This window comes from Nocardioides sp. (genome assembly GCF_030019515.1).
Taxonomy (GTDB): domain Bacteria; phylum Actinomycetota; class Actinomycetes; order Propionibacteriales; family Nocardioidaceae; genus Nocardioides.
This window is the reverse complement of record NZ_JASEEQ010000005.1, coordinates 217,040-233,668: the sequence shown is the minus strand read 5'-3', so window position 1 is coordinate 233,668 and position 16,629 is coordinate 217,040. Positions and strand designations below refer to the sequence as shown.

The window sequence follows — 16,629 nt, the reverse complement described above, 5'->3', positions numbered from 1 at the left end:
GGGGGAGACCACCGGCACCGGGGCACAGGATCCGTGGGGGAGACAGGGCCACCGGTCGCGACAGATGATCGACCGAGCGGATCGTGGGGATCCGCCGGCGCTGGGGGGAGCGCCACCGGTCGGTCCGAGAGGCCCGCTCCGCGCGCTTGGATCAGTCCATGAAGGCGGGGCGGGCCTTTCCACCGTCCGGACCGCGCGTCGGTCGGTCCGTCGGCCTGCCGGGCGACCAGTCGGACTCGCGCTCGGTGCCGAACGGGAAGCCGTGCTCGACGCCCCAGGCGACGGCCTGGGCGCGACTGGTGACGTCGAGCTTGCGGTAGATCGACCGGATCAGGCTCTTGACCGTGTTGATGCTCAGGTAGAGCTCGGCCGCCACCTCGTCGTTCGAGCGGCCGGTGACGATCAGGGCCAGGACCTCCTGCTCGCGGGGGCTCAGGTTGACGTCCCGGCCCAGGTGGCGGCGCCGGTCGGCCTGGTTGTCGAGGTCCGCCTGGGAGCCGTCCTGAAGGTGGCCGGCGGCGAAGGTCTCGATCGCTGCCGCGAGCTCCTCGGCCGGCAGGCCCACGGAGATCGACGCGACGGCACCCAGGTCGAGGGCGCGCGCGGTCAGCCCGGGCTGGAGCACCCGGGAGAGCGCGAGCACTCGGTCCGGGTACTCCTTGACCACCCGCTCGAAGTCCTCGTCGTGGCCGACGTGCAGGCCGAAGACGTCGTACAGCACCACGGTGTCGGCATCCGCGGCCGCCGCGTCGACGACCACGATCCGGTCGGCGAACCGCGCGAGCAGATGCTCCACGCCGGCTGCGATCACGGGCTGCTCCGACAGAACCAACACTGACACCAACCGATTGCGCGCGGACATCGGATCCGGTCTCCTCCCTCGACTGATCTGACGTCGAGATTCCCAACCGGATCGCGGTTCAAACCGCGGCCGGCTCAGGATTCGATCCGGTTGCCCTCCTCGTCCCAGTGCGCCGCGACCTTCTTGCTCGGCTGCACCCGCGGCGGCTCGCCGGGCATCTTCGGGTAGTCCGGCGGGAAGCTCATCTCGCCGCCCGGCAGCTCCTCCCAGAGCCTCAGGAGCGGCTCCAGCGAGTACGCCGTGTCGTCGATGCTCGCCCAGGGGTCGCCGTCCGCGACCCGGTCGGGGACGGTGAAGAGGTTGAAGGCGCGGGGGTCGGTGACGCCGGCCAGCTCCTCCCAGGTGAGCGGCGTGGAGACCGGGGCGCCGGGGAGCGGGCGGAGGGAGTACGCCGAGGCGATCGTGCGGTCCCGGTTGTTCTGGTTGAAGTCCACGAAGATGCGCTCGCCGCGCTCCTCCTTCCACCAGGCCATCGTCACGCCCTCGTCGCGGCGCGCGAGCTCGCGGCCGAACCCGATGGCGGCGTGCCGCACGTCGGTGAACTCCCAGCGTGGCTCGATCCGCACGTAGATGTGCACCCCGCGGTTGCCCGAGGTCTTCGGATAGCCGACCAGGCCGAGCTCCTCCAGCAGCTCCCGCGCGACGCCGGCCACCCGGACGGCATCGGCGAACGACGTCCCCGGCTGGGGGTCGAGGTCGATGCGCAGCTCGTCGGGATGGTCCTCCCAGGCATCGACCCCAGTGGCCCGGCGCACCGGCCAGGGGTGGAAGACCAGCGTGCCCATGTGCGCGCACCACACCGGCACGGCGATCTCCGTGGGGCAGATCTCGTCCGCCGTACGCCCGGACGGGAAGGTGACCTGAACGGTCTCGACGTAGTCGGGCGCGCCCTTGGGCACCCGCTTCTGGTAGAACGCGTCGGCGTCCTTGTCCTGCGGGCCGGTCGCCAGCCGCATCCCCTCGCGCACCCCGGACGTCCAGCGCTCCAGGGCCGTGGGCCGGTCGTGCAGCGCGCGCATCAGCCCGTCCTCGACGCTCGCGAAGTACTCCGCGACCATCAGCTTGGTGACCTCGGGCGTCCGGTCGGTCGCCTCGTAGATCACCCGGTCGGGGCTCGACACGCGGACGGCGCGGCCCCCGGCGTCGACCTCGGCTGCGGCTGGCTTCGGCATGCCAGCGACCCTAGGGCACGCGCTCGACGACAGCCGGGTGTCGGTTTCCCCGGGTACCCGGGGAAACCGACATGCCCTACAGCAGCGAGTTCGGCTGGAAGGTCGGCCGCCGGTCGAGGTCGTCCCGGGTCGGACGCACGAACTCGAAGCCCGCGGTCAGCGTGATCTGCCAGACCGGGTCGGCGTCCGGCGTACGGCGCAGGTCCTCCGCGCACGCCACGTGCATCGGCGGCAGGTGGAAGGCGTTGCGCGCGACCTCGTCCGGGGTGCCGAGGAACGCCACGGGACGGCCGAGCGACTGCGCGCATCCACCGCAGATGCGGCTCAGCGCACACTGGGTGACCCACGAGGCGTCGCCGAGCCGGTCCCGCTGGCTCAGGCTCACGACGCGCTCCGCATCCACCCGCCGAGCTCGCGGCGCCGGCTGGGGCGCTCCTCGTCGGTGCGGCGCTTGCGGTCGCGCGCCGGCGTGGGCGGCTCCGTGATCGGGGGAGGCTGGTCGCTGGAGGTCATCCTGTTGGGCAGCGAGAGCTTGATGATGGTCCGCAGCGCCTGGCCGTACTGCCGGTGCAACGGCCCCGTCGTGTAGGGCAGGTCGTACTTGTCGCACAGCTCGCGCACCCGCACCGAGATCTCGGCGTACCGGTTGCTCGGCAGGTCCGGGAACAGGTGGTGCTCGATCTGGAAGCCGAGGTTGCCGCTCATGATGTGCAGCAGTGGGCCGCCGTTGAAGTTGGCGGCGCCCAGGATCTGGCGCAGGTACCACTCCGAGCGGGTCTCGTCCTCGATCTCCTCCTCGGTGAAGTGCATCGCCCCGTCGGGGAAGTGCCCGCAGAAGATGATCACGTAGGACCACAGGTTGCGGATCACGTTGGCGGTGAGGTTGGCGGTCAGCGTGGACCTCCACCTGCGGCCGGACAGCGCCGGGTAGACGACGTAGTCCTTGAGGACCTGGTTGCGGCCCTTGCGGAAGATCTGCTTGAGCTGCCGCTTCATCTCCGTCGGGTCCTTCTCGCCCTTGCGGATCCGCTCGATGTCGAGGTCGTGCAGGGCCACCCCCCACTCGAAGAGGGTCGCGAGCAGGGCGTTGTAGACCGGCTGCCCGATGTTCGCGGGGTGCCACTTCTGCTCGCGGGCCATCCGCAGGATGCCGTAGCCGATGTCGTTGTCGTAGCCGAGCACGTTCGTGAACTGGTGGTGGATGTAGTTGTGACTGTGCTTCCACTGCTCCGCCGGCTGGGCGGTGTCCCACTCCCAGTTCGAGGAGTGGATCTCGGGGTCGTTCATCCAGTCCCACTGGCCGTGCATGACGTTGTGGCCGATCTCCATGTTCTCGAGGATCTTGGCCACGGCGAGCAGGCCGGCGCCTGCGGCCCACGTGGGCTTCCTCCCCTTGTCCGACGCGGCGTTCGCGAACAGCGCCACGCGACCGGCAGCGGCCAGCGCCCGCTGGATCGTGATCATCCGGTTGATGTACGCCGCGTCCGCGGCGCCGCGCGAGTCCTCGATCTCCGCGCGGATCGCGTCGAGCTCGCGGCCGATCTGCTCGACCTCCTCCTCGGTGAGATGGGTGTACTCCTTGACGTCCGAGATGGCCATGGGTCAGTCCTTCCTGTCGGGTGGTCTCGAGGCACGCTTCGCTCGCACCTCGATCACCGTTGTCGTCAGATGTCGAGGGTGCAGTCGCCGACGGCGGCGGTCACGCAGGTCTGCACGCGCTCGTTCGGTTGGGAGAACTCCTCGCCGTTACGCAGGTCGCGCACCCGGCCGGAGACGAGGGTCAGCGTGCAGGTGTGGCAGATGCCCATCCGGCAGCCGAACGGCATGCCGACGCCGGCCTCCTCCCCCGCCTCGAGGACGGTGGTGGCGCCGTCGGCCTCGACGGAGCGGCCGGAGGTGCGGAACGTGATGGTGCCGCCCTCACCGCCCTCGCCGCCGAGCTCGAGGGAGAACCGCTCCAGGTGCAGCCGATCCTCCAGGCCGGCCGCCTGGAAGTGCTCGGCGATCGCGTCGAGCATCGGCCCGGGCCCGCAGGCCCAGGTCTCACGCTCGCGCCAGTCGGGGCAGATGCGGTCGAGGCCGGTCTCGGGATGGGCGAGCTCCAGCATCCCGTCCAGGTCGGTGTGCAGCCGGTGCACGCTGAGCGACTCGTGCCGGGCCTCGAGCTCGTCGAGCTCGGCGCGGAAGATCATCCGCTCCGGGGTCGGCGAGGAGTAGTGCATGACGACGTCGGGCAGCGCTCTGCTGTTCTTCCGGGCACGCCGGTCCATCGTGCGCAGCATCGCCATCACGGGCGTCACGCCGCTGCCGCCGACCAGGAACAGCATCCTCGGCGGCGGTGGGTCGGGCAGGACGAAGTCGCCCTCGGGGAGGGCGAGCCGGACGATGGTGCCCGGCGCCAGGCCGTTGACCAGGTGCGCCGAGAGCTTGCCCTCGGGCATCGCCCGCACGGTGATCGCGATGGTCCGCCCGCGGCGCACCGGCGGCGAGCTCACGGAGTAGGACCGCCACTGGAACCGGCCCTCGACCTGGACGCCGATCCCGACGTACTGGCCCGGACGGTGGTCGAAGCGCCATCCCCAGCCCGGCCGGATCACCAGCGTCGCGGCGTCGTCGGTCTCGGGGACGACCTCCTCCACCCGGCCGCGGAGCTCGCGCTCGCTCCAGAGCGGGTTGAGCAGGCGCAGGTAGTCGTCGGGGTGGAGGGGCGTGGTGAGCTTGTCGCCCGCGCTGCGCAGGCGACCCCACGGGATCGTCATCGGTCCGGCCATGCACTTCAGTGAACAATTGTTCTCCGAGTGAGTCAACGACCCGCAGGGGTGACCTGGCTCTCTGCAGGCGCGCGAGCGCGGGACGAGCTCGCGACCGTCGTGTCGAGACCCACCACCGACGAGGACCCGACCGCCGCCACGCACCCGACCGGTCGGTGCCGCTTGTCGCGAGCACTACGGTGGGACCATGACGTACGAGGTCAAGAAGACCGACGAGGAGTGGCGCTCGGAGCTCTCGCCGGAGGAGTACGCCGTACTCCGCGAAGCCGCGACCGAGCGGGCCTTCACCGGGGAGTACAACGAGACCGAGACCACCGGCGTGTACCGCTGCAAGGCCTGCCAGGCCAAGCTGTTCGAGTCGGACACCAAGTTCCACTCCGGCTGCGGCTGGCCGTCGTTCTACCAGCCGATCAGCGACACGATCGAGTACCTCGAGGACACCTCCCACGGCATGAAGCGGGTCGAGGTCCGCTGCTCGAACTGCGGCTCCCACCTCGGGCACGTCTTCCCCGACGGCTACGGCACCCCCACCGGTGACCGCTACTGCATCAACTCGATCAGCCTGACCCTGGAGCCCTCCGACCAGGGCTGACTCCGCCGGCGCGGAGACCGTCGAGATACATGAACTGGCTGTCTTGGATCGTTCAAGGACAGCCAGTTCACGTCTCTCGACGATCAAGGCGGCAGCCGCGCCTCACCCGTCGATCAGGGCGGGGCGCACGATGACGACGTCCTTGCCGTAGGTGTCGTCGACCCAGGCCTGCAGCGACCCGTCGTCGTAGACCACGTCGACGAGGACGTGCCCGGCGTCGGTGTACGCGCCCTGGGCGCCGGGGAGGGCGCCGACCACGCCGGCGATGTCCTCCAGCTCGGCCGGGGGGTGCTCGACGGCGGGCGCCGGGAGGTGGACCTCCTCGGTCGGCATCGCGTCGTAGAGCGCGGCCGGGACGGCATCCTGGTAGCCGAAGGTGCTGCCGTCCCAGGTGCCGGTGACCAGGAACTGGCCCCACCGGATCCGCTGCTGGCGCTCGAACACGCCGTGGTGGTCGGCCCAGTCCCAGCCCTCGATCGGGGGGCCGCCGCACTGCGGCGGCCAGGACTCGGCGACCGCACCGAGGCACAGCTCGGGGCCGGCCTTGTCCATCACGGTGGCCAGGCCGCGGGTGTGCACGGTGCCCCGGGCGGCCGGGATCTCGGTCGGCATCTGGGCCGGGCGGGAGCTGCCCGGGTCGCTGCCCGGGTCGGTGGCCGTGGTGTCGCCCTCCTCGCCGCACGCCGCGAGGAGCGGCGCGGCGAGCAGCAGGGCGACCGCGGCGAGCAGGGTCCTCATGGCGGTACGACGGGTCCCGGCCGGAGCCGGTTCCGTGGTCTGGTCCGGTTGCCGACGGGGGCGCCGGACGCGGGTCAGGGCAGCCGCTGGACCAGCTCGGTGATCGGCGTCCGGGCGCCGGTGTAGAACGGGACCTCCTCGCGGACGTGCCGGCGCGCGGTCGCCGCGCGCAGGTGCCGCATCAGGTCCACGATCCGGTGCAGCTCGTCGGCCTCGAAGGCCAGCATCCACTCGTAGTCGCCGAGCGCGAAGCTGGAGACCGTGTTGGCGCGCACGTCGGGGTAGTCGCGGGCCATCTTGCCGTGCTCGGCGAGCATGTGCCGGCGCTCGGAGTCCTCGAGGAGGTACCACTCGTAGGAGCGCACGAACGGGTAGACGCAGACGTGCCGGCGGGGCGGCTCCTCCTCGTCGAGGAACGCGGGCACGTGGCTCTTGTTGAACTCCGCCGGCCGGTGCAGCGCCAGCTGGGACCACACCGGCTCGAGCCGCCGGCCGAGCGCGGTGTGGCGGAGCCGCTCGTAGGCGTCCTGCAGCGCCTCGGAGGTCTCGGCGTGCCACCAGATCATCAGCTCCGCGTCGGCGCGCAGCCCCGCGACGTCGTACACGCCGCGCACCACGACGTCCCCGGCCTCGAGCTCGGTGAAGAGCCGCTCGACCTCGGCGCCCTCCGCGGCCCGGTCGGCCCCGGAGTCCGGCGGACCGAGCGGGTCGGCGACCCGGAACACCGACCACATCGTGTAGCGGATGGCGTCGTTGATCTCGCGGGCCCTCTTCGACTTGGCGCTCATGGGCCCATTGTCCCCCGCCCTCAAGCGCGGCCGCAGCCGGCCTCCCCGCCTCGATGATCGCCTCGGCCCCGCCCCGAGGCTCGCGGGCCCGGTGCCCCGGCCGTCAGGGGCAACGGGGCACACCTCACGGGCACACCGCGACGGCACCCCTCACGAGTGCAGGGCGAGCACCTCCGTGGCGGCGCGGTGGGCGGAGCCGATGACCGCCGGGATGCCCACGCCGTCGTACGCCGCGCCGCAGACGGCGAGGCCGGGCACGGCAGCGACCGCGGCGCGGATCCGGACGACCCGGTCGAGGTGGCCGACGGCGTACTGCGGCAGGCCACCGCCCCAGCGCTGCACGTGGGTGTCGACCGGCGCGGGGAGGGGGCCGACGGCGGCGATGAGGTCGGCGAGCGACCAGGCCACGAGCTCCTCGTCGGTGGCCTGGAGCGCCGTCTCCTCGCGGTGCCGGCCGAGCGAGGTGCGCAGCAGGAGCAGCCCGTCGCCGGCGGCCCGGACCCAGCCCCACTTCGCGAACGAGAACGTCGCGGCCTTGATCCGGCGCCCGTCCACCGGCGGGACGAGGAAGCCCGAGGAGTCCGTCGCCGCGAGGTCGGGTACGTCGCTGCCGCGGAACGCGAACGTCACCACGACCATCGATGCCGACTCCACGGCCGCCAGCTCGGTGGCGGCGGCCGGGGCGACGCCGGCCAGCAGCCGGGCGGCCGGCGCAGGGGGCACGGCCAGCACGACCGCCTCCGCCTCGACCGGCTCGGGCGCGGTGGTCGGGCCGATGGTGAGGGTGAAGCCGGTGGTGGTGCGGGCGAGCTCGCGGACCGTCGCGCCGGTGTGGACCGTGCCGCCACGCGCGACTGTGTCGGCGAGGGTCTCGACCAGCCGGCCCATCCCGCCCGGGATCCCGGCGAACACCGGCCGGTCGTAGGTCGTCGGGATCGCCGCGGCCTGCTCGAGGACCGAGCCGCGGGAGGCGTAGTCGAGCAGCTGCGGCACCGACGCGCGCGCCGAGATCAGCCGCGCGTGTCCGGCGTACACCCCGCCGAGCAGCGGCTCGACCAGCCGGTCGGTGACCTCGGGCCCGAACCGGCGGTCGACCAGGTCGCCGACCGAGACGTCGCCGTCGAAGCGCTCGGGCCACAGCGTCGGCTCGGCGCGCACCCGGGCCAGGCCGGCGGCGGAGAGCACGCCGGACTGCTCGAGCTGGGGCAGGTCCAGGGGGATGCCCATCAGCGAGCGCGGTAGCGGCCGCAGCCGCCCGCGGGTCCAGATCCGGGACGCGGCGACGGTCGGGTGCTCGATCGGTAACCCGAGCCGCGCGGCCAGGCTGGTGCCCTCCGGGCGACGGTCGAGCATCGCCTCGGCGCCCACGTCGACCGTGACGCCGGCGACCTGCTCGCGGCGGAGCTTGCCGCCGACCCGGGGCGAGGACTCCAGGACGACCACCTCGTGGCCGGCCTCGGTGAGGTCGCGCGCCGCGGTCAGCCCGGCGACCCCGGCGCCGATGACGACGACCCTGCTCACCCCGCGAGTCTCCCAGAGCTCGGGCCGGAACCGATCGGCCGGGTCGGCCGTCCCAGGCGGTATGAGGCTCACCCCGGTCCGCACCCTGGTCCCCGCACTCGTCGTCCTCGCGGTCGCCCTCACCGGCTGCTCCGGCGGGGGTGCCGAGGACACCGCCAGCTCCGCCGCCGGCGGCGCCAACAGCCCGGTGGCCGCCGGGGCCCCGGCCGAGCGCGACTCCGCCGCCGACGGCGTGACCACCTCCGAGGCCTATGGCGCCGGCAGGACCGACTCGCTCCTGTCGGTCGTGGACAAGCCGAGCCCGACCGATCCGCAGCAGGCGCTGATCAAGAAGGGCAACGTGTCGCTGCGGGCCGACGACGTCGGCAAGTCCCAGTTCGAGGTGCAGCGGGTGGTGGACAAGCACGCCGGCAAGGTGACCGAGGAGAAGACCACGACCGACGACGACGGCGCGCCGGCGTACACGCGGATGGTGCTGCGCATCCCGGCCGCGGCCTTCGACGACGCGATGGCCGAGCTCAAGGACATCGAGGGTGCCGAGCTGGAGTCGGCGAACACCAGCTCGGACGACGTCACCACCAAGCTCATCGACACCGAGACCCGGCTGCGGGTCCAGCGGCGCAGCATCGCGCGGATCACCACGCTCTTCGACCGGGCGCAGAGCATCCGCGACATCATGGCGATCGAGGCCCAGCTCTCGCGGCGCCAGGCGGACCTGGACTCACTCGAGCGGCAGGCGGCCTACCTGCACGGCCAGACCACCCTCTCGACGATCGTGGTCAGCATCGACGAGATCCCGGCCAAGAAAGCGGCGCCGAAGAAGGAGGACGACACCGGCTTCCTCGCGGGCCTCTCGGCGGGCTGGGGCGGCCTGAAGACCTTCGCCGTCGCGCTGGCCACCGTCCTCGGCGCCCTGCTGCCCTGGCTCGTGGTGATCGTGGTGCTCGGCGTCCCGACGCTGCTGCTGGTCCGCGCCGCCCGGCGCCGCCACCCGCACCCCGACCCCGAGCCCTCGGAGGGGTAGGTCCGAGGCAGCTCGGACCGAGCCTGCGAGGGGCGGGCGTCAGCCGAGGAGGTTGAGGAGTCTCGGCTGAGGCATGCGCGACAGCGCGGGGCTCAGCGAGACGTCTCGAAACCCTGGACGAACTCGGTGAGCCGCTGGAGCTGGTCGGGGTCGGTCGAGGGGATGACCCCGTGGCCGAGGTTGAAGATGTGGCCGCGCGCGGACCGGCCGGCCTCGATGATCTCGGCCGCGCGGGCAGTCATCACCTCGGTGGGGGCGAAGACGAGCGTCGGGTCGAGGTTGCCCTGCACGACACGGTCGCCCACCAGCGGGATCGCGTCGGCGAGCGGGGTGCGCCAGTCGACGCCGACCACATCGGCACCCGCCTCGCCCATCAGGCCGAGCAGGTTCGCCGTACCGACGCCGAAGTGGATGCGCGGCACGCCCAGCGCGCCGGCGCGCTCGAGGACGCGCGCGGAGTGCGGCATCACGAACGCCCGGTAGTCGGCCGGGGTCAGGGCGCCGGCCCAGGAGTCGAAGAGCTGGACGGCCGAGGCGCCGGCGGCGACCTGGACCTCGAGGTAGGCGGCGGAGATGCCGGCGATCTTGCGCAGCAGCGCGTCCCAGACGTCGGGAGCACCGAACATCATCGCCTTGGTCCGCGCGTGCTCCTTGGACGGCCCGCCCTCGACGAGGTATGACGCGACCGTGAACGGCGCACCCGCGAAGCCGATGAGCGGGGTGCCACCGAGCTCGGCGACCAGGCCGCGGACCGCCTCGGTGACGAACGGGACGTGCTCGGGGGTCAGGTCCGGGATCGCCTCGACGTCGGCGAGCGTGCGGACCGGGTCGGCGACGACCGGCCCGACACCGGGCTTGATGTCGAGGTCGAGGCCGACCGCCTTGAGGGGCAGCACGATGTCGGAGAAGAAGATCGCCGCGTCCACGCCGTAGCGCCGCACCGGCTGCAGGGTGATCTCCGTCACCAGACCCGGATCCATGCAGGACTCGAGCATCCCGATGCCCTCGCGGACGGCGAGATACTCCGGTAGCGAGCGGCCCGCCTGGCGCATGAACCACACCGGCGTGTGCGGTACCGGCTCGCCGCGGGCCGCCTTCAGGAAGGCGCTGTCGGCGAGTCGCGGATCGGGGGTCACGGGGCGAAGCCTCGCAGGTCACCCGGCGTGTTCGCACATCGGGATCGGAGGATCGACCTACTGTGAACTCATGGTCGTCGGTCAGGAGACGCACCCGAGCACGGGTGCGGGTGCGGCACCCCCGGAGTTCCGGGACGCGGTGGCGACCATGCACGCCGCGCGGCTGCGCCCCGAGATCTTCTGCGAGGAGATGCCGGCCCCGCAGCGGATCGCGCCGTACGCCTCGGCCCTGAGCGCCGACGTCACCGTCGACGACACCGACATCGGCACCGGCCGGATCATCCTGCTCCACGACCCCGCCGGCAACGACGCCTGGGAGGGCACCTTCCGGTGCGTCGCCTACGCCCGCGCCGAGATCGACCTCGAGCTGATCACCGACCCGATGCTCGCCGCGGTGGGCTGGTCCTGGCTGACCGAGGCGCTGGAGGCGCACGGCGCGTCGTACGCCGCGGCCTCCGGCACGGTCACCCGGGTCGCGACCGAGAGCTTCGGCGGAATGGCCGAGGAGGGCGGCACGGCCCAGATCGAGATCCGGGCCTCGTGGACCCCTCTCGTCCCCGACGACCTGGCGCCGCTCGACCTGGCGCCGCACGTGGAGGCCTGGGGCGAGCTGCTGTGCACCGCGGCCGGACTGCCGCCGGTGCCCGAGGGGGTGACCGTGATGCCGAGCCGCCGCGGGCAGCGGGGCTCGGGACGCTGACATGGCCTCTGACCCCACCGACGCCAGCCCCGACGCCAGCCCCGACGCCGCCCCGGAACCAGCGCCCGAGGCCGCGCCCGAGCCCGAGCGGCCGCTGCTGGCCCTGCGCGAGACCCTCCCCCGCGTCGTGGACACCGAGGCCGGCCTGGCGGCGGTGTGCGAGCGGATCGCGGCAGGCTCCGGCCCGGTCGCGGTCGACGCCGAGCGCGCCTCCGGCTACCGCTACTCCTCGCGCGCCTATCTGATCCAGCTGCGCCGCGAGGGGGCGGGCACGTTCCTCGTCGACCCGATCCCGTTCGTGATCCTGCCCCAGCTCCAGGACGCGCTCGAGGGCACCGAGTGGATCCTGCACGCCGCCACCCAGGACCTGCCCTGCCTGGCCGAGGTCGGCCTGCTGCCCTCCCGGCTGTTCGACACCGAGCTCGCCGGCCGGCTGCTGGGCTACCCCCGGGTCGGCCTGGCGACCCTGGTCGAGACGCTGCTCGGGTCCCGCCTCGCCAAGGAGCACTCGGCGGTCGACTGGTCGACGCGGCCGCTGCCGGAGCCCTGGTTGGAGTACGCCGCCCTGGACGTCGAGGTGCTGGCGGAGCTGCGCGCCGTGCTGGCCGCTGAGCTCGAGGCCACCGGGAAGGCCGAGTGGGCGCGGCAGGAGTTCGACGCCCTACGCAGCTTCGTCCAGGCCGAGCGGGTCGACGCGTGGCGCCGCACCTCGGGCCTGCACCGGGTCCGCGGGCGACGCGCACTGGCCGCGGTCCGAGCGCTGTGGGAGACCCGCGACGAGATAGCGGAGCACCGCGACGTCACCCCCGGACGGGTCCTGCCCGACTCCGCCATCGTCGCGGCCGCACAGGCGATGCCGACCGACCGGGCCACGCTGCTGGCCACCAAGGGGTTCCACGGCCGTGGCGCCGAGCGCTACGCCAACCGGTGGGTCGCCGCGCTCCGCGAGGCTGCCGAGCTGCCCGAGTCCGAGCTGCCGGCCCGATCACCACGTGGCGACGGCCCCCCGCTCCCCCGCGCCTGGGCCGAGAAGGACCCGGTCGCTGCCCGTCGCCTGGCCCTGGCCCGCGACGCGATGGCCGCCCTCGCCGAGCAGCACCACCTCCCGGTCGAGAACCTGCTCACGCCCGACTACCTGCGCCGGACCCTGTGGACGCCGCCACGCTCGCGCGACGCCGCGACGCTCGCTCCCGCCGTCGCCGACCAGCTGCGCGCCCTCGGGGCCCGCGAATGGCAGGTCGAGCTGACCGGTCCGATCCTGGTCGACGCGATCCTCGTCGCGGAGCAGGAGCCCCCGACCGGGAGCTGACCGGGCGGCGATCGGGCCCAGCGATCGGGTGTGGTGATCGGGTGTGGCGATCGGGTCCGGGCCGGCTCGATCCTGAGGGAATCCTGAGCCGATCCTGAGGTGATCCCCCGTGGTCCGCGGTTACTTGACCCAGGTCATGTTGGGGGTGGGCGGGCTGCTTCGACACTCGGGCCACCCCAACGAGAAGGAGTGACCCCATGGTTGCTGCAAGCAAGAAGTTCCTCGCCCGCGCCGTCCTCAAGTCCCGCATCGGCCGGGCCGTCGTGGCCCTGCTGGCCGCGACGGCGCTCGCGGTCCCGCTGATGCTCGGCTCGGCCGCGCCGGCCTCGGCCCACTGCGACTCGGCCCAGGGCCCGGTCGCGACCGCGGCCCGAGACGCCCTGGCGGAGGGCAACGTCGACCTGGTCCTGCCGTACGTGAAGGCGGACCAGGAGCAGGAGCTCACCGCGGCGTTCAACCAGACCGTCGCCATCCGCGACAGCGGCCCGGAGGTCCAGAAGCTCGCCGATCAGTACTTCGTCGAGACCGCCGTCCGGTTGCACCGCGTCGGCGAGGGCGCGTCGTACACCGGCCTCAAGGACGACGTCGAGATCAGCCCCGCGCTGGCCGCCGCGGAGGCGTCCCTGGAGGAGGGCACCAGGGACCAAGTGCTCACGGTCCTCAAGCGCGACCTGCGCGTCGAGCTCACCGAGCGGTTCGAGAGCGTCCTGGAGGCCCGCGAGGCCGAGCGGGCGAACCCGAGCGTCGAGACGGCACGCGAGCGCGCGGAGGCCGAGCTGATGTTCGAGAAGTACGTCCTGGAGATCGAGACGGCGACGAACGCCGAGCTCGGCCACGACGCACCGGCCGGCGGCGAGGGCCACTGACGGCCGCTGCCGTCAGTCAGGGCCGATCAGTGACGGCCGATCAGTGAGGGGCGGTCGCGGACGTCGTCGTCCGCGGCCGTCCCGCGTCACTCCGCGGAGGACCCGCTCGCGGGGGCTGCGGGCGACTCCCCGTCGCCGGAGGACCCGTCGGACGGTTCGTCGGAGGGGCTGGGCTCGGGCGGGCTGAGGATGGCTTGCGACTCCTCGTCGATCTGCTCGGTGAGACCCTCCAGGTCGAGCACGCCGATGCCGTAGACGAGCTGGTCGAGGCTCGGCTGCACCGCGGCCTCGAGCTTGCCGAGGGTGTCGATGAGCGGCGGCAGCGTGATCGAGCGGACCGTGGAGTTGAAGAACGACGCGTGTCTCGGCTCGCGGCCGGGCTGGAGGAAGGTATCGGAGAGCGCCACCTCGAGGTTGGCGGGGGCGAGGTAGCCGGTGCGGGCCACCCGGCTGACCGCGTCCGCCGAGATCTCGTGGACCAGGAAGTCGGCCGCCAGCGGCAGGCTCTCGGAGGTGCGGGACAGGCAGAGGCCGGTGACGTCGCCGACCGTCGAGGAGCTGTCGAGCACCGGCATCGGCATCACGTCGAAGTCGAGGTCCTCGACCTGGCGCAGCAGGGGCACCAGCGAGCGGTAGCCGGCGATCATGCCGAGGCGGCCGCGCTCGAACCAGGTCAGCGGGCTGGCTTCGGCGAGCTGGTCGTCGTCCAGGGTGACCTGCGGGTTGCGGAGCAGCTCGAGGGTGCGCTCGAGCGCCGATCGGGTCCCGTCGCTGGAGAAGGACAGCGAGGTCGGGTCGGTGCTGTCGTCGTAGACCGAGCCACCGCCCGACCCGATGAACGGCGCCAGCCCGGCCAGCGTCGCGGCGATGTGCACGCCCTTGGTGTCGCGCCGGGGGCGGGAGGAGAAGTCGGCGGCCGCGGCGAACTGCTCGAAGGACCAGCTGGTGGAGTCCTGGTCGGGGGCGTCCAGGCCGCGCTTGCGCATCCGGTTGAAGTTCACCAGGTCGCGGTTGTAGTAGATGACCATCGGCGAGACGGAGTAGGGCATGCACTGCAACCGGTCGCGCGCGCTGAACGCCTGGATGGAGTCGCGCGAGTAGTCGTCGCCGAACTCGACGCCGCGCTCGTCGAGCAGCTCGTCGACCGGCTGGTTGTGGCGGTTCTCGAGCAACCAGCTCAGGTCCGAGCGGGAGGCCAGGAACACGTCGGGCACCGGGGCACCCGCGTCGATATCGGCACGCATCGCCGCGTGGTCGGGCCAGGACCGCAGCTTGACCTCGGGCCGGTCCTCGCCCTCGCCCTTGGCGGCGGCGTTCCAGACATCGACGCTGGCGCGGTACGCCGCGATCTCGGCCGGCGCGCCGTAGACCCCGAACGTCAGCTGGGACACCTCCGGCTGGGCCGGGGTGGTCGACGGCGCCGGCCCGGGCGTCGCCCCGCCGTCGGTGCAGCCCACCGCGGACAGCGCGAGGCCGACCGCAGCCACGGCGCCCAGCAACGCGCGACGCCCCCGACTCGCCCTCACCGGCATCCTCCTCGCGCGCACTCGCTGATCTCGTCCGGGTCGCGCCCGGCGCGGACAACCCTAGCGAGTGGTGTCGACCGGTCGCCGGGGCCGCATGTCGCAACCCGGATCGGCGGTCCCGGATCCCTACAATGGCAGGCGTGCCTCGGGTCCGGACCACCTCCCAGATGGCGGCACTGGTCGTCGGGGGCGTGACGGCCTCGCTGCTGCTCGCGAGCTGTGGTTCCGGTGGGGACGGGCGGGGTGCGGACGGGCCGGGTGCGGCGGAGCCGGTCGTGACCCCGAGCGCTCGGTCCACGCCCGCGGTGCCGCCGACGACCGAGCCGCCGGCACCCGGACCGAGCGCCACGACGCCACCGACCCGCAAGCCGCACGGCCGCAAGGTCGGTGCCCTGGAGCCGCGGGCGCGAGCCACCACCGCCGAGCACCTGCTGGACGCCGACCGGCTGCCCACGGTCGGCGAGCGGGCCTGGGCGGTCGACGCCACCGGCCCCGAGGACCCCGATCGCGACCCGGCCGTCGGGACCTGCCAGAAGACCCTGCTGGGCACCATCGGCGCCGTCGAGACGGTACGCCGCACGTACACCGCCGCCGACCGGGTCAGCGCGACGCAGGTGGTCGCCCGGTTCGCGGACGCCCGCTCGGCGTGGCGCGCCCACCAGGTGCTGGTCGCGTGGCGCGATGACTGCGCGGAGCGGGTGGACCGCGCCGACGTCGGGCCGATGGAGCCCGTGACGGTGCACACCGGGACCGCCGAGTCCTACCGCACCGCCGCACGGAGGCGGGCCGCCGGACTGGGCATCCTGCGCACCGGCAGCTACCTCACCGTGGTCGAGGTCACGGCCCGCAGCGAGAGCTACCCCGACTCCTGGGACCCCGCCCGGATGGCGCTGCGCCGGGTGGCCCGCACGTTCTAGGTCACCGAGCAGGAGCGAGCGAGGGACGAGCTCGCTGCGGGGGCTCGGGGAGGTCGAGCAAGGCCCGCGGCCGAGGGACGAGGCTGCGACGGCGGGTCGAGACCCGAGACCACTCAGCCCAGTGCGTGGAACCGACGCGCCTCGGCGACCACGCGATCGAACGTGGCCCGGTCGAGGGCGGCGCCCTCTCGTCGTACGGCGTCCGGCGCGAGCTCGATCAGCCGGTCCAGGCGGACCTCGCTGGGACGCCGCTCGCGGTCCCACCCGCCGGCGCCGACGTCCATCCAGTGCCGGCCCCAGCGTGCCTCGTCCGCGGCGTCGCGGTCGTGGTCCTTGCTGGTCAGCATCAGCCCGAGCAGGGTGCCCGCACGCCGGCCGATCAGGAGCACCGGCCGGTCCTTGCCCTGTCGCGGGTCGTCCTCGTAGGGCACCCAACCCCAGACGACCTCGCCGGGGTCGGGCCGACCGTCGGCCCGGGGCGCGTACGACACGGTCGACGCCGGCGCGGCGGCCCGGGCCGATCTCCGGGCCGATGTCCTGGCTCTCGGTCGGGCCCGGGCCAGCAGCCGCCGCAGCGATCTCATGCGAGGAGACTAGAAGGTGCAGGAAGTAGGAGTACGCCGGACCGGGAGCGCCTCACGGCGCGTGGCCGCTCGTAGCGGCTGATTTTGGGACCCGGGGCTGCCACGGCCCGGCGTACTCGGTGA

General features: G+C 73.0%; 17 protein-coding genes. 6 read left to right on the top strand and 11 right to left on the bottom strand.

The genetic code is table 11. The features are described from left to right. Nucleotides 1-151: 151 nt before the first annotated feature. The 5 genes from QMC84_RS09690 to QMC84_RS09670 form a co-directional block, all read right to left on the bottom strand. Complete coding sequence (locus tag QMC84_RS09690; protein WP_300374290.1) at nt 152-811, bottom strand: response regulator transcription factor; 660 nt, start codon at nt 809-811, stop codon at nt 152-154. Between the two features lie 125 nt (nt 812-936). Continuing rightward, entirely contained in the window at nt 937-2,034 is a 1,098-nt protein-coding gene (locus QMC84_RS09685; RefSeq protein WP_300374288.1) for a DNA polymerase domain-containing protein, read from the bottom strand. A gap of 76 nt (nt 2,035-2,110) precedes the next feature. Continuing rightward, nucleotides 2,111-2,419: a hypothetical protein gene (locus QMC84_RS09680; RefSeq protein WP_300374286.1), complete on the bottom strand. Its 309-nt coding sequence runs from the start codon at nt 2,417-2,419 to the stop codon at nt 2,111-2,113. Next, entirely contained in the window at nt 2,416-3,633 is a 1,218-nt protein-coding gene (locus QMC84_RS09675; protein ID WP_300374284.1) for an acyl-CoA desaturase, read from the bottom strand. Before QMC84_RS09675 ends, QMC84_RS09680 begins: the two co-directional genes overlap by 4 nt. 65 nt (nt 3,634-3,698) lie before the next feature. Further along, complete coding sequence (locus QMC84_RS09670) at nt 3,699-4,805, bottom strand: ferredoxin reductase (RefSeq protein ID WP_300374282.1); 1,107 nt, start codon at nt 4,803-4,805, stop codon at nt 3,699-3,701. 187 nt (nt 4,806-4,992) lie between these two features. Between QMC84_RS09670 and msrB the strand changes: the two genes are divergently transcribed. After that, nucleotides 4,993-5,397 (top strand): peptide-methionine (R)-S-oxide reductase MsrB, encoded by a 405-nt coding sequence (gene msrB / locus QMC84_RS09665; RefSeq protein WP_300374280.1) that lies wholly within the window; start codon nt 4,993-4,995, stop codon nt 5,395-5,397. 102 nt (nt 5,398-5,499) lie between these two features. Here the strand turns inward: msrB and QMC84_RS09660 are convergent, their stop codons facing one another. The 3 genes from QMC84_RS09660 to hemG all read right to left on the bottom strand — a co-directional run bounded on the left by QMC84_RS09660 (nt 5,500) and on the right by hemG (nt 8,444). After that, on the bottom strand, nt 5,500-6,135 hold the full coding sequence (locus tag QMC84_RS09660; protein ID WP_300374278.1) for a hypothetical protein: 636 nt from the start codon (nt 6,133-6,135) through the stop codon (nt 5,500-5,502). 74 nt (nt 6,136-6,209) lie between these two features. Then, complete coding sequence (gene hemQ, locus QMC84_RS09655) at nt 6,210-6,923, bottom strand: hydrogen peroxide-dependent heme synthase (RefSeq protein WP_300374276.1); 714 nt, start codon at nt 6,921-6,923, stop codon at nt 6,210-6,212. A gap of 150 nt (nt 6,924-7,073) precedes the next feature. Then, a complete protein-coding gene (hemG, locus tag QMC84_RS09650; RefSeq protein WP_300374274.1) occupies nt 7,074-8,444 on the bottom strand; it encodes a protoporphyrinogen oxidase in 1,371 nt (456 codons plus the stop codon). A 61-nt stretch (nt 8,445-8,505) separates the two neighbouring features. Here hemG and QMC84_RS09645 point away from each other — a divergent pair, with 61 nt between their 5' ends. After that, a complete protein-coding gene (locus QMC84_RS09645; RefSeq protein WP_300374272.1) occupies nt 8,506-9,468 on the top strand; it encodes a DUF4349 domain-containing protein in 963 nt (320 codons plus the stop codon). 92 nt (nt 9,469-9,560) lie between these two features. Here the strand turns inward: QMC84_RS09645 and hemE are convergent, their stop codons facing one another. Next, nucleotides 9,561-10,604, bottom strand: a complete 1,044-nt coding sequence (hemE, locus tag QMC84_RS09640; protein ID WP_300374270.1) for a uroporphyrinogen decarboxylase — start codon at nt 10,602-10,604, stop codon at nt 9,561-9,563. 70 nt (nt 10,605-10,674) lie between these two features. Between hemE and QMC84_RS09635 the strand changes: the two genes are divergently transcribed. The 3 genes from QMC84_RS09635 (at nt 10,675) to QMC84_RS09625 (ending at nt 13,479) form a co-directional block, all read left to right on the top strand. Next, nucleotides 10,675-11,304, top strand: coding sequence for a DUF3000 domain-containing protein (locus QMC84_RS09635; protein WP_300374268.1), 630 nt, complete (start codon nt 10,675-10,677; stop codon nt 11,302-11,304). Nucleotide 11,305: 1 nt separating this feature from the next. Beyond that, nucleotides 11,306-12,613, top strand: a complete 1,308-nt coding sequence (locus QMC84_RS09630; RefSeq protein ID WP_300374267.1) for a ribonuclease D — start codon at nt 11,306-11,308, stop codon at nt 12,611-12,613. Nucleotides 12,614-12,810: 197 nt separating this feature from the next. Further along, a complete protein-coding gene (locus tag QMC84_RS09625) occupies nt 12,811-13,479 on the top strand; it encodes a DUF6448 family protein (protein WP_300374265.1) in 669 nt (222 codons plus the stop codon). 86 nt (nt 13,480-13,565) lie between these two features. Here QMC84_RS09625 and QMC84_RS09620 read toward each other — a convergent pair whose 3' ends face one another. Beyond that, the gene (locus QMC84_RS09620) at nt 13,566-15,005 is read right to left on the bottom strand and encodes an extracellular solute-binding protein (protein ID WP_300374263.1); all 1,440 of its coding nucleotides are present in this window, start codon (nt 15,003-15,005) and stop codon (nt 13,566-13,568) included. A gap of 140 nt (nt 15,006-15,145) precedes the next feature. Between QMC84_RS09620 and QMC84_RS09615 the strand changes: the two genes are divergently transcribed. Continuing rightward, on the top strand, nt 15,146-15,922 hold the full coding sequence (locus tag QMC84_RS09615) for a hypothetical protein (protein WP_300374261.1): 777 nt from the start codon (nt 15,146-15,148) through the stop codon (nt 15,920-15,922). Nucleotides 15,923-16,035: 113 nt separating this feature from the next. Here the strand turns inward: QMC84_RS09615 and QMC84_RS09610 are convergent, their stop codons facing one another. Next, on the bottom strand, nt 16,036-16,506 hold the full coding sequence (locus QMC84_RS09610) for a type II toxin-antitoxin system PemK/MazF family toxin (RefSeq protein WP_300374259.1): 471 nt from the start codon (nt 16,504-16,506) through the stop codon (nt 16,036-16,038). Between the last annotated feature and the right edge of the window lie 123 nt (nt 16,507-16,629).

Excerpts from the sequence above, each read along its gene's own strand:
- QMC84_RS09685 (WP_300374288.1), bottom strand. The coding sequence starts at position 2,034 with ATGCCGAAGCCAGCCGCAGCCGAGGTCGACGCCGGGGGCCGCGCCGTC.
- QMC84_RS09675 (WP_300374284.1), bottom strand. The coding sequence starts at position 3,633 with ATGGCCATCTCGGACGTCAAGGAGTACACCCATCTCACCGAGGAGGAG.
- QMC84_RS09670 (WP_300374282.1), bottom strand. The coding sequence starts at position 4,805 with ATGGCCGGACCGATGACGATCCCGTGGGGTCGCCTGCGCAGCGCGGGC.
- msrB (WP_300374280.1), top strand. The coding sequence starts at position 4,993 with ATGACGTACGAGGTCAAGAAGACCGACGAGGAGTGGCGCTCGGAGCTC.
- QMC84_RS09660 (WP_300374278.1), bottom strand. The coding sequence starts at position 6,135 with ATGAGGACCCTGCTCGCCGCGGTCGCCCTGCTGCTCGCCGCGCCGCTC.
- hemQ (WP_300374276.1), bottom strand. The coding sequence starts at position 6,923 with ATGAGCGCCAAGTCGAAGAGGGCCCGCGAGATCAACGACGCCATCCGC.
- QMC84_RS09645 (WP_300374272.1), top strand. The coding sequence starts at position 8,506 with ATGAGGCTCACCCCGGTCCGCACCCTGGTCCCCGCACTCGTCGTCCTC.
- QMC84_RS09635 (WP_300374268.1), top strand. The coding sequence starts at position 10,675 with ATGGTCGTCGGTCAGGAGACGCACCCGAGCACGGGTGCGGGTGCGGCA.
- QMC84_RS09630 (WP_300374267.1), top strand. The coding sequence starts at position 11,306 with ATGGCCTCTGACCCCACCGACGCCAGCCCCGACGCCAGCCCCGACGCC.
- QMC84_RS09625 (WP_300374265.1), top strand. The coding sequence starts at position 12,811 with ATGGTTGCTGCAAGCAAGAAGTTCCTCGCCCGCGCCGTCCTCAAGTCC.
- QMC84_RS09610 (WP_300374259.1), bottom strand. The coding sequence starts at position 16,506 with ATGAGATCGCTGCGGCGGCTGCTGGCCCGGGCCCGACCGAGAGCCAGG.